Source organism: Halalkalibacter wakoensis JCM 9140, assembly GCF_000513095.1.
GTDB classification, from domain to species: domain Bacteria; phylum Bacillota; class Bacilli; order Bacillales; family Bacillaceae_D; genus Halalkalibacter; species Halalkalibacter wakoensis.
Genome location: NZ_BAUT01000054.1, coordinates 15,186 through 28,307 on the forward strand (window position 1 = coordinate 15,186; position 13,122 = coordinate 28,307).

Below are 13,122 nucleotides of genomic sequence, written 5' to 3' on the forward strand. Positions count from 1 at the left end.
ATATTAAAGCCTGTGGGTGTAATTGAACGATAGTAAATAGAGGTAAAATGATGATTAAAATATTAGTGGTTATTTTAAAGAAGCAAATCTATATTTTTGAAAAGAAACGGTCGAATAGGAGCGAACTCATTCCAATGTTTGGTGAGGAAGCGGTTCCGTTTGATTTAAACCATAGTCAGGTGATTTTCCAAAAAGTAAAGACAGAAATTACGGATATTTATAATTATCGAACATTTGATTCTTTTAACGTAGACGTCGTGTATGAACAGTTGACGAGTACATCTATCAAAAATTTGGTCGACGAATGGACTCCTTGTAACGAACTACAACTATTTTCGATCAAACGGATCCTACCTCAACTTTTATATAACTCTAAGAAGTTAAAAGGCTATGATAGTCAGGTTGTTGTTCAATTTAATGGGGAGAATTACACGATCCGTATTGATAAAAACAACGAAGTCCAAATACATACAACCTATGAGACACCGCAACTAACGATTAAGGTGAACGACCTTCCAAGGTATTTAAATTTATTAGTATAAAACCATTTATAAAATTGTACATTCGATAAGGATGTGAACATATTGGACTCACTCAAATTTACCGAACCACATGTTTTACAAACGGTCCTGGCAGAGGCAAATGACTTTTTCACTCAAGACACTATTTCACAATTAAACATCCAGCATTTAACGAGAGACTTTATCGATTTAAAAGATTGCTGTTTTTTTAAATTAAAGAGTTTAACATATGACGACAAAGTCCCGTATCGTGAGGCGTTTGAAAATGTCATTTCTACTTTGGAGGACCCGGCCTTCAATTTTGTGTATCTATTATCAGGAAGCACGACAGGAATTGAAATTTATTTAGGGATAGTTCGCAATTATCAGGCTCAACCGAAGCACTACGATACCGCTGTTAAATTGGGTAGATTAATAGAATCAGCTTTTAATGGTAATTTCCAAGGAAGTTCACTTCAAAAATTAGACAGAAACGAAATACGTGACTCGATCATCGAACCATTAAAAAATGTCCGTCGGGGAAGCTTAATCACGGGAATCCCGTCAATTAATTCGGTTTTTAAAGAAAAGAATTTAGATTTCCAAGGAATCGATCGGTTAATCAATGGCATGAGCGGTGGTGATTGGAAGCTACTTATCGTATCGGAACGAGTAGAAACAGCTAAAGTTGGACAGTTAAAAGATGCTATTTATGAACTATATGAACAGTTACATCGTTACGCCAAAATCTCTTATCAACGATCAGATAACACAAGCTTAGGACATTCAGATAGTGATACAAAAGGAAGTAGTAATCAAAAAAGTAAAGGTACAAATGAGTCACGAACAGATGCAAGTGGCGAAACAAAATCAAAGAAGGATGGGGCCTTATCAACAAATAAAAATCTTTCCACGGCCAAAGGAACTTCTCAAGGAATTACAGAAGGAACGAGCCAGTCGAAAACAAGTGGAACGACGATTACTGATGGCAAATCCAATGCGTATACGCTTGAAATTGTAAATAAGCGGACTCAGGAAGTAATGAAATATGTAGATGAGGAACTACTTGAACGATTAAAAGTAGGATCGAGCAAAGGACTATTTAAAGCGTCTATTTACGTGCTTGGTGAAAACCGCGAACAGCATGATCGATTAAGGTCTTCAATTTTGTCGATTTTCCAAGGAGACAAGTCCAATTATAGTCCACTCCATGCCCGGAAATTCGCTGAGCTCTACTCCAGCAAATTACCGAAACTCGTCAGTCATTTTCAAAATTATACGACAAATGATCCGTTACGTAAAGAAATCACGCTACTTCATGGAATACCTCATGAAGAAAACGAATCTATTGGTATTTCTACCTATATGACGGCAAGAGAAATTAGCCTCATCGCTGGGCTTCCTCAAAAAGAGGTACCAGGGTTACCATTAAAAGAAGGAGTCGAATTTGGTCTCAATGTTCTTGATGGAAACGAGCGAGACATTGAACTAGGATCAGTTCTTCAAAGAGGCCAAAGATTAGACGAATACTGTTTTCATTTAAGTAAAAAGAACTTAAATAAACATATTTTTATAGCAGGAGTGACTGGCTCAGGAAAAACAACAACCTGTCAAAAAATATTAATAGAATCTAACTTACCTTTCATGGTTATTGAACCAGCAAAAACCGAATACCGAGGGTTATACGGTCAACAAGGAATGGACGACCTAATGTTGTTTACATTAGGTAATGAAAAGCTCGCTCCCTTTCGGTTAAATCCGTTTGAATTGTTAGAAGGGGAGAGTGTCACCTCCCATGTGGATATGTTAAAAGCCACTTTTACGGCCGCTTTTCCAATGGAAGCAGCCATGCCACAAATTCTTGAAAGTGCTATTTATGAATGTTACGAAATGTACGGATGGAATTTCTGTGATAACACGAATAAGTACAGTGATCATCCGTGGCAAGCGGAAGGTAAGTTTTTTCCTACTCTCACGGACCTCGTAGAAAAAATTAAAGACGTAGTTCATAAGCAAGGTTTCGGAATCGAGTTACGGGACAATTATATTGGATCGCTCGTCAGTCGTATATCAAACTTAACAGTCGGAGCTAAGGGACAAATGCTTAATTGTCGGACGTCGATTGACTTCTTTCAATTAATTAATAAAAAAGTCATACTTGAAATGGAAGAAGTCCGTTCACCCGAAGACAAGGCACTTTTAATGGGCTTAATCTTATCTCGTTTATCTGAAGCGATTAAGCTAAGGTATAAAAAAGATAAGCACTTTAAGCACTTAACATTAGTAGAAGAAGCCCACCGATTACTATCTAAAGTCGAGATAGGCGATCATGGTTCTAAAAAGGCAGCTGTAGAAATGTTTTCTGATATGCTAGCTGAAGTTAGAAAGTACGGTGAAGGTTTAATCATTGCTGATCAAATCCCTAATAAACTAGCCATCGAAGTGTTGAAAAACACGAACACGAAAATCATTCATCGACTGTTTGCAAAAGATGATAAAGAAGCTATCGGCGATACGATGTTAATGGATGAAAAACAAAAGCAATTTTTATCTAGTTTGCATGTTGGAGAAGCGATTGTTTTCACAGAAGGTCTATATAAGCCGATGCACATTCATGTTCAACGAAAAACAGATACGGAAAATAACGAGTTAGAAGATGAAACCATACGTCAAATTGGTCATAAGCAAATCAACGACTATAAAACGAGCTTCCATCCACTTGCATCAAGGTTAGGACTAATGATTGAACAGTTTAAATTATTAGACGAGCTCTACGACAAGCTGAGCGTTATCTTATCGAAAGTGAAACTTAACAAATTATCAGATGAAGAATGGCATGCGTTTAATGATGAAGTCACTTCGCTTGCAAACATGTTGATTCTATCTTCAGAAGGGCTTTGGCAAGAGTTAATTCGTCAATATCTTTTGAACAATGGATTTTTACGCGAAAACGATTTTAATGAGTCTTTAATTATAGAATCGTATATGTGGTTCTATGAACAAGCAAATAGTGGTTATAGTTCAATCGATCGGCAAGACATAAGATTTACTATTTTATAATGAAAAAAATAAATGAAGGAGCTGTTAAAAATGTTACCTGCCTTTTTTGCATCAGTAGGAAGTATTCTTGTTAATGCCACACGTATTATTAATACCGTAGTTATCGCAATTAAAGCAATTCAAGTGATCGCCAATACGATTATGGCCGTTTGTAAAGAATTAGGGTTAATTGAAAACAAAGACATAAATGTAGAAGAACTCGGTAGTAAGGCACTTGCTGCGGAGGAAGAAGGAATTAAGCCGGAAAATTTTGAAACATATGAAGCATATGTAAAAGAAATAGAAAAATTTGAAGTCGATCCAACGAAAGCTGAATCATGGTCAGAAGAAGAAAAGGCAACGCGTGGAACGATCGTTACCACTGGGTTACTGCTTGAAAAATATGGTCCGGTCGTAGCTGATGTCATCGTTGAACTAAGCAAGCGCCCAGACTTTTTCACAACCGATCGCGTCAAACTCTACTTAGATTTAGCATCCGATCAACAAATCGACATTCAGCAAATCTCTCGGTACTTAAACGGCGACATCAAAAACTTCAACGAATTAAGAACAATTAACGACGTCATGCTAGAAATCGAAACAAAGCTTAATCCACACTTAACAACCGAAGAAAAACAACAAAACATCAATGAACAAAAAGCCCAACAACAATAAAGTTCAGGAGACTAACAAGGGTCTGATTTGCAATAGAAATAGGGGTTTTGCTAAACTTTTTATATGTAATAAATGTAATTTCATCTATAATAACCTCCGTTTTGTATGTTTATTTTAAAAATACGAATACACAAAAATATATGACAGTAAAATAGTAACATCGTTAAATAATAATAATGTCGGAGCCAGCGTGTTATTAGCTCCGACTTAGAATTTGATTACATATGTCCTTTCTCTTTAAATGAGTAATAGGTATTACCTACAATAATATGATCAAGAACCTCAATACCAATCACCTTTCCAACCTCTGTTAGCCGTTTAGTAACCTCGAGATCCTCCCTTGAGGGACTAGGATTTCCTGAAGGGTGATTATGTGCCACAATAGCACTTGCGCAGCTTCTCTTTATAAGTGCTTTAAACGTCTCCCGTGGATGAACAATGAATGCGTTTAATGAGCCAGTAAAGATGGTTTGACGGAATAACACTTCATTCTTTGTATTGAGGCCAAGGACGACAAATTCCTCTCTTGTTAGATGCTGCATGTCCTTTAAATACGTAAAAGCATCCTCAGGGCTACGAATAGCAAAGCGTTCCTGAACATTACTTGGATTAAACCTTGCCAGTTCTAATGCAGCAAATATCTGTTTTGCTTTCACTCTTCCGATGCCTTTTATGTTAAGTAGTTCTTCCTCTGTTAAATCCAGAAGATCTTGAATAGAAGTGAATCGTGTAAATAGCTCTGAAACAACATAGCCATCTTCTTTCTCTCTTAAAGTCGTTGCAAGTAGTAGCTTAAATGTATTTTGATCAATTTTGTTAGTCATTGTAAATGCCTCCTAGTTTGTGTGTGCAATATAAAAAAGGAGAGACCGAAGTCCCTCCTTGAATGAGTAGTTGATTTGTAATATGATGTTGTTATGGTTTAGGGCTCCTAGTGAGCTCTTTTTTTGTGCATAAAAATAACCCATGAAAATAATTTCATGAGAACGTGTTGGAAGTGAAGTAACGGTGATCACTTCTTTCTAATATGGTTTTTGCAATATTAGCAACTCATGTATCAGTTGTGCAGCTTGGATTTTACTAAGCTTTGTACTATGATCCACATTAAACATTAGCTTCATTAACTCTGTAACGATCTCTGGCTTGATTTCCACCTCCTTTGCTAGCTGATGGATCTTTTTTAACTGCTCCTTAGTTATCGGGACATCACCTCCTTTAAAGGTTACAGGACGTACAAAGTCTTCAATGTCCTGTGTAAACATACCGTAATCTTGTCCAGTAACCATCATTTTTCTAACAAATTGTTGGAGTAAATCACTTCTTTGTTTTATTGCTGATAACGAGGTAATAGAGCTTTCTTGGCTTAAAATATTATTCGTTGGGATGACATACGGGGGCCTATCTTTTTTTTAAACACTATTGATCAATCCTTTCACATTATTAATTTGATAAGCATCTTAAAACGTTACAAGATTCATTGCCTCAATTTTGATGAGCCAATTTGGCTTGTATTCGTAACTTTATCGATTTTCCTCCTCACAGAATCACCTCCTTTCAGCTTAATTGTTCTAACAATTAAGCTTAGATTTTTGTTCTAGTAATCCTTCTATCTAGTTTTGGATGCATCTCACCATCCTTATTTTCACTGTTGATTTAAATTAGACCTGTACTATGATTGGATTGTCTTGACAAGATAGAGGGATTTTGGCTGGGAAATTAATTGTTTATTAGTAACCTAGAAAATAAAATTTCTTTTTTTATATGAATTTTTTAAACTCTTGTTGATTGGTAGAAAATTATAAACGTAAAGTGGGGGTGGGCACCGAATGATCTAGAATAAAAACTTATATATACCACCTTGTGCCTCAAAAATTTCAAATTATTTTACCCTATAAAGGGCGTTTAGTCAGGAATGCACAAAATAAAAGGAAAGATAATGAAGTTAATTACGGTTAAAATTTTTAATAAGGAATTGGCAAAGAGGACCTTTCAATTGCTTTATTAGGTCTTGAAAAATCTAGTTAGTCAGGTGAATTAAACCTTAATTTGCGCCTATGAAGGGGGGGTGGAAGCCTATTAGTGAGAAGATGGGTGGAATAGGGAGTGGTATTAAGAATGTTATATTTTATATCTTCTTTTTCTTTATTATTGATGTTAGCTTGCCGGAATTACCTGATTTTTTAAAGTCATATTCTTATAAGCTAGAAAAAACTCTTGTTACGGAAAATGAATTGGTGAATTTCCATTAAATATTCATCAATTTTATAAAGTTTATAGCACACTAAAAAAATGTTTTTTACATTAAAATTGGCTCTTACAAATTGTCTTGTGAAAATTTAATGGATATAAATAACACATTTTTTTCCAAAAATAAATGTTATAATTTATCTAAGAAAATAGTAGTATTTTTAAATTTAACGTTAGAATTATTAGAGTTCTATCCGAGGAAGTGATATAGATGAGTAATTATCAAGTTCTAAGAAATGATCTAATTGAAGAGCTAGAATCATATTTAGTTGGCCCTCGAAAAAATGATGAAATACTAGGTTCGAAAATTCGCCCCATGGCACTTTATCTAACAGGTAAGTTAGTTCCAATCGGTGCAACTTCAGATGTTGTGAACGAAAAAGAGAATGCAATCGAAACACATGCTGAAATTGCTGATGAAGAAATTGATGAACAACTAAAAACTAGAAAGATTTTCAGACCATCTAGTATGGGTTTCAGCTTCAAGTTGAAAGAACTAGTTCCAATTGAAATTAATGCAAGTTGGGCCACGTATGAAGGAGAAGAACATAAACGTGAATTTCATCAAGAAAAATGGTCTATTGATTTTTCAAAAGCAACGTCAAATCTATTACCTAATAACAATAATTCAAAAATAGGACGAGTTCGATATTCTGTTACTTATCGTAATAGTCTTTACCATGTCAGTATATTTCTATTTAACCATTTAAAACGTAATGAATATCCACTACAAGATGAAGTAATGTTCCAATGTGAATTGAAAGTAGATATACCAACAGAATATTTAGGAGTGTTTACTTCAAAAGCTGACGCCTATCACTTACAAGAAGAACTGTTATACCGCAAAAAAAGCGAGATAGCGATTGGTCATGGTGTTGGGGTGGATTGGGCTAAAAGCAAAAAACTTACAACAATTCACTCGACATGGATGCCTCGTTATGAGTTACCAAGCGTAGAACATAGTAAAATTGAAAATCAATCGTTCTCAATGAGAGAACTAAGTGAGATGTCAGCAATACAATTATTTAAAAAACTAAACGTTATTCCACATGCATTTAAATACTGGTTAGAACAGCAGCAGGAAACTGTTGAAACACTACCTGACTATTTAAAGCAGGAAGCTATGAAAAATGTTCAACAAGTAGAGAAAATTATTACACGGTTAGAAGAAGGTATAAAACTTGTTACAAAGAGTGAAGAATCTCTTGAATATCTAGCTTTCCAGTTCGCAAATAAAGCCATGGTTTTACAAAGAGCCTATTCTAAAGTAGCTCAAGTATATCGTTCAGAGAAAAAACGAGTTAAACCAGAGCTAAATGGTGAATGGCGTTTATTTCAACTTATTTTCATGTTAATGAATGTAGCAGGAGCTTCAAATGAGCAGCATGAAGATCGAAAAATTGTCGATTTAATCTGGTTTCCAACAGGTGGGGGTAAGACAGAGGCTTATTTAGGGGTTGCTGCCTATACAATGGCTTACCGTCGATTGCTAGCGCCAGAACAGGTAGACAAATACGCGGGTGTTACAGTATTTATGCGCTATACCTTACGTTTGTTAACTACTCAGCAGTTCCAACGTGCAGCAGCGTTAATTTGTGCAGCTGAAATGTTAAGAAAACATAATATAAAGCAATTCGGTCTTGAACCTTTCAGTATTGGCCTTTGGATTGGAGCGGACTCGTCTCCTAATTCGTTTTCAGATGCGATGGAAAAATTAGAACAGATTCGTAGTGGAAATGAAGTGAAATTGGGTAATCCTATGCAATTACTGCATTGTCCATGGTGTGGTACAGAACTAACTCATGAGCAATATGAAATTACAAGCCAGCAACAAAACATCTGTTGTGCAAATAAGAATTGTTCATTTGGGAGTGGAATACCAGTTTATACAGTTGATGAAGCAATTTATCAGAAATTACCAACGCTATTGATCGGAACAGTTGATAAAATTGCTCAACTTCCTTGGAAGAAGGAAATGCATGAGTTATTTGGCAATAAGAATCTATATAGTGTTGATTATGGTTTTAAATATAGTTCAACCAAATCTAGAGGATACAGCCCTATTAACCGTTTAAAGCCTCCAGAGTTAATAATACAAGATGAGCTCCATCTAATATCAGGTCCCCTCGGATCATTAACAGGTTTATACGAGGTAGCGATCGATTTATTAACGCGTCATAATGGTGTACCAGCAAAAGTCATTGCATCTACGGCAACTATAAGTGGTGCGGAAGAGCAAATTAAGGCATTATACGGTCGTTCAATGATGCAATTCCCTCTTGCCGTTCAAAAAGCGAATGATAATTTTGTATCAAAAGAAATTCCGACAGATCAAAAGTTTGGTCGTTATTATGTTGGTGTTTGTGCACCAGGAGTTAGTAATAAAATTCAAGCTATCCATATGTATAGTGCATATACAACAATAACAAGAAGTCAATCGAAGTTTAAAGTTGATCCTTATTACACTATGCTTGGTTACTATAATACAGTGAAAGAATTAGCTGGTGTGATGACTACATTCAAAGACGAGATTATGAGTCGTTTAAATATGTTGGACCCTAATGAAACGTTTAATCATGATTTAGTAATGGAAGAGTTAACAAGCCGTAAAAAAGCACATGAAATTCCACAACTATTAAATCAGATGGAAAAAACGATGAATGAAGATGGAGTTTTAGACGGTGTACTTGCGACCAATATGATTTCAGTTGGTGTTGACGTGGATCGTTTAGGAACAATGATTGTACAAGGTCAACCAAAGACAACATCTGAATATATCCAAGCAACAAGTCGTGTAGGGCGACAGTATCCTGGACTCGTATTTGTATTGTTAAATTCAATACGCTCAAGGGATATTTCCCACTTTGAAAGATTCAGAGCGTACCATCAGTCGTTATACCGTCATGTGGAGACAATGAGTGTCACGCCTTTTGCAAAAGGAACATTACACAAGGGGCTTACGGGTGCGTTGATTGGCTATATCCGTCAAACCTTAATGGACGTGAATGCCGAGCAAAGCCCATGCAATGTACTACAGCTAGAAGAAGAACTAGCAAACAGTATCCGAGCATTTTTAGAGCGTGTAAATGATGCAAACAATGAAACGATAGAACGTGAGGTACAAGGATTAATAGAATGGTGGACTTTAACAGCAGAAAGGTACAAAGAGCAAAAACTGGCTTATCGAAAGTCAGAATGGGTTAAATATCATCTATTAAAAGGCTTTAATGAAAAAGGGAAAATTGAAGATGCACGTCCAGCTATGATGTCTTTACGAAATGTGGAAGGTGCAATTGAAATCGAGGTGCTTAAATCATGACTGTTAAAGAAACAATACGACCCTCTCAATTAATTTATCAATCTGGTCCAGGAGCAGTAGTTGATTTAATGGAAAGAAGTGTGATGATTAAAGCAGCAGACCAATGGAATACTTGGAATGCTCCAAGAGAAAATGATGTACGCATAACCTCAATTCTAGGTGTTGATCATGTACGAGTACTAAATGAAAATCCTGATCGTCAAAAAATTAAAGCTGTGGAATTTCCTAAGTGGAAGACATGCCCGTCATGCCATCGGATGACAACATACGATAATCAACAATGTTATTTTTGCGAGAAAAAAGGTGAAGAGAAAGACTTATATACAAGTCGCTTTGTATTAGTCTGTGAAAAAGGACATATTTCTGATTTTCCATATAATGAGTGGGTTCATCGTAATCGCCAATGCACGGAAAATTCCAAAGAACCAAAATTAAAATTGATAACACGAGGAAATAGTGGGTCATTATCGGATTTACATGTCGTTTGTCTCCATTGTCAGCATAATGAGAGTCTTGGTTCAATTATGAAGCTTGACGAGCAAAAGCACTCTTTATTTACATGTAAAGGTGAACGTCCATGGATTGGTCATAATGCAAATGAAAAATGTGGATGTAAGATGAAAACAACATTACGTGGAGCGTCTAATGTATATGCCCCTGCTGTTACTAGTTTCCTGCAGGTACCTTTAACATCTTCAAGTTCAGATCAAGATATATTGTATATCGTTAAAAGTAATGAAGAAGACTTTAGAGAGGCTTACAAAGACTCTGGTGAATCCGGGCTTAAGATGGCATGTAGATTTTTAAAAATATCTTTGGATTTCATTCCAATCATCAAACGTTACCTAGACGGTGAAATATCTATTGAAGAAACTACAACTTATGAGTCTATTCGTAAACAAGAGTGGAACACATTAATACAAAACGATATCGATGAACAAAACTTCACATCATCAAAAGTGGAAATGCATTCATACTTGGAACCATATTTTGATGCAATCTATCGAGTTGATTCCGTGCCGGAAGTGCAAGTCTTAAAAGGATTTACACGCCTAGACTATATCGATCGTTTAAGTGATGATAATACCGAATTACAGGCAGTGGTTAAAAAAGAGGAAAAGTGGTTACCAGCTGTTCGAAATTACGGTGAGGGAATATTTATAAAGTTTAACTTAGCGAATCTTAAAAAATGGGAAGAGACAGAACAAATTACACAAGAAATCTTCCAAGCATACAACAATTACCGAGAGGAATTTGATAATTCACTCCTTCATTTTGAACCGAGACAAGTTTTAATTCATACATTTAGTCATGCATTATTACGGGAATTGGCAGCACATTGTGGTTATACGACGACTTCTTTAAAAGAACGAATTTATGCAATGGATGGAATGCATGGAGTCTTTATTTATACAGCTTCTGGGGATTCAGAAGGAAGTTTAGGAGGATTAACTCGTTTAGCTCAAAGCGATAATCTTTATCCTATCATTTTGCGTGCTTTAGAAAATATGAGCTATTGTTCTTCTGATCCAATATGTTCTGATGGAGATTTTGAATATCATACAACAGCCAATGGAGCAGCTTGTCATGCTTGTACCTTTGTTGCTGAAACATCATGTGAGTGGGGCAATATGCTTCTAGACCGTCGTACATTAATAAACATTAATCCCAACGAACAATATGGTTATTTTGATGAGTTATTGAATGTATAGCGATTGCTAGATAGATTGAGGTGAATAGTAGTTGGATATTAAACTGATTGATAATAAAGGTGAAAATACATTAATTAAAACACTAAAAGATGAAGTTAAAAAAGGTTCGAAAATTGCGGTAGCATCAGCTTACTTTAGTATTTATGCTTTTGCTGAACTTAGAAAAGAATTAACTAAAGGGGGAAAATTCCGTTTTTTATATACACAACCTACTTTTTTTGATCATGAGCAAGATAGTAATCATCAGTATAAAATCAAATTGAACAAAGAAAATTATCCAACATTTGATGGAAATGAATTTGAGTTACCATTACGAAATAAGATGTTATCAAAATCTACAGCTCTAGACGTAGCTAGATGGATAAGCGAGAATGCTCAATTTAAAACGATATTAGGCGATAATGCATTCCCGAAACAGATAATTGTACAAAATGAAAATGGAAGAGATGTTCAAGTACAATCTGAAATTGAGTTTACAGCAGATGGACTAGGAATAACACAATCCAACCGTTTAGCGAGTTTTCCTGTTATTTTTAATGGCGGCCCTTTAACAGAGCAATTATTAAATGAATTTAATCGTATATGGAATGATGAAGCTAAAGTGAAAGATGTAAGTCAGGAAGTGTTAGAACAACTTGAACTGATTTATCAAGAGAATTCACCTGAATGGCTTTACTTTGTCACGCTATATCATATTTTTTCAGAAAACCTAGCAGGTATTTCCGAAGAGAATATTATAAAAGAAGGTACGAACTTTAAAGATACAGTCATTTGGAACAAGTTATACCCGTTCCAACGTGATGGGGTCGTTGGCATGATAGATAAAATGGAAAAATACAACGGCTGTATTTTAGCTGATAGTGTTGGTCTGGGGAAAACCTTTTCAGCGTTAGCAGTTATTAAATACTATGAACTTCGAAATGATCGAGTTTTAGTGTTATGTCCAAAAAAGTTGCGAGATAACTGGACAGTCTATACTCAAAACGATAAGCGTAATTCGTTAAGTACAGACCGCTTTAACTATGATGTGCTTAACCATACGGATTTAAGTCGTGATCAGGGCTATTCTGGTGAAATTCGACTAGATACAATAAATTGGTCTAATTATGATTTAGTAGTGATAGATGAATCACATAACTTCCGTAACAATAGTGCGCGAAAAGATCGATTAACACGCTACCAAAAGTTAATGCAAGATATTATTAAAAAAGGGGTAAAAACGAAAGTTCTCTTATTATCTGCAACACCAGTTAATAACAAAATGAACGATATTAAAAACCAAATTGCATTTATTACAGAAGATAATGATGCAGCGCTAGAAAAAGAAGGGATTGAAAGCGTCGATTACGCATTGAAAATGGCTCAAACTGCTTTTAACCGCTGGACAACTCTACCAGCTCAAGAACGAACGACTGAAGCCTTTTTAAATATGGTGAACCCTGATTACTTTCAATTGCTCGATTTTTTATCAATTGCAAGAAGCCGAAAACATATTGAAAAATACTATAACGTGAAAGATATTGGTCAATTTCCGACACGTTTAAAACCAATCTCAATTAAGGCTGACTTCGACAATCAACAAGTATTTATGAAAATGGCACAAGTAAATGAACTTTTAGAGTCTATAAGT

The 13,122-nt window shown here is 35.4% G+C and carries 8 protein-coding genes; 6 read left to right on the top strand and 2 right to left on the bottom strand.

The genetic code is table 11. The features are described 5' to 3' along the window. Window positions 1-50: 50 nt before the first annotated feature. The 3 genes from JCM9140_RS16335 to JCM9140_RS16345 are packed head-to-tail and all read left to right on the top strand — an operon-like array spanning window position 51 to window position 4,214. Window positions 51-542 (top strand): hypothetical protein, encoded by a 492-nt coding sequence (locus JCM9140_RS16335; RefSeq protein ID WP_034748907.1) that lies wholly within the window; start codon window positions 51-53, stop codon window positions 540-542. A 42-nt stretch (window positions 543-584) separates the two neighbouring features. Then, complete coding sequence (locus JCM9140_RS16340; protein WP_052002329.1) at window positions 585-3,560, top strand: helicase HerA domain-containing protein; 2,976 nt, start codon at window positions 585-587, stop codon at window positions 3,558-3,560. Between the two features lie 30 nt (window positions 3,561-3,590). Beyond that, window positions 3,591-4,214, top strand: coding sequence for a hypothetical protein (locus JCM9140_RS16345; RefSeq protein WP_034748909.1), 624 nt, complete (start codon window positions 3,591-3,593; stop codon window positions 4,212-4,214). A 218-nt stretch (window positions 4,215-4,432) separates the two neighbouring features. Here JCM9140_RS16345 and radC read toward each other — a convergent pair whose 3' ends face one another. Together radC and JCM9140_RS16355 are read right to left on the bottom strand one after the other, a co-directional pair. Next, the gene (gene radC, locus JCM9140_RS16350; RefSeq protein WP_034748912.1) at window positions 4,433-5,038 is read right to left on the bottom strand and encodes a RadC family protein; all 606 of its coding nucleotides are present in this window, start codon (window positions 5,036-5,038) and stop codon (window positions 4,433-4,435) included. 198 nt (window positions 5,039-5,236) lie between these two features. After that, window positions 5,237-5,503, bottom strand: coding sequence for a hypothetical protein (locus JCM9140_RS16355; protein ID WP_034748916.1), 267 nt, complete (start codon window positions 5,501-5,503; stop codon window positions 5,237-5,239). Window positions 5,504-6,672: 1,169 nt separating this feature from the next. Here JCM9140_RS16355 and drmA point away from each other — a divergent pair. The 3 genes from drmA to JCM9140_RS16375 all read left to right on the top strand — a co-directional run. After that, window positions 6,673-9,780, top strand: a complete 3,108-nt coding sequence (drmA, locus tag JCM9140_RS16365) for a DISARM system helicase DrmA (RefSeq protein ID WP_034748922.1) — start codon at window positions 6,673-6,675, stop codon at window positions 9,778-9,780. After that, on the top strand, window positions 9,777-11,492 hold the full coding sequence (drmB, locus tag JCM9140_RS16370) for a DUF1998 domain-containing protein (protein ID WP_034748924.1): 1,716 nt from the start codon (window positions 9,777-9,779) through the stop codon (window positions 11,490-11,492). Before drmA ends, drmB begins: the two co-directional genes overlap by 4 nt. Window positions 11,493-11,523: 31 nt before the next feature. Continuing rightward, a partial coding sequence (locus JCM9140_RS16375) for an SNF2-related protein (RefSeq protein ID WP_034748927.1) occupies window positions 11,524-13,122 on the top strand: 1,599 nt, incomplete at its 3' end.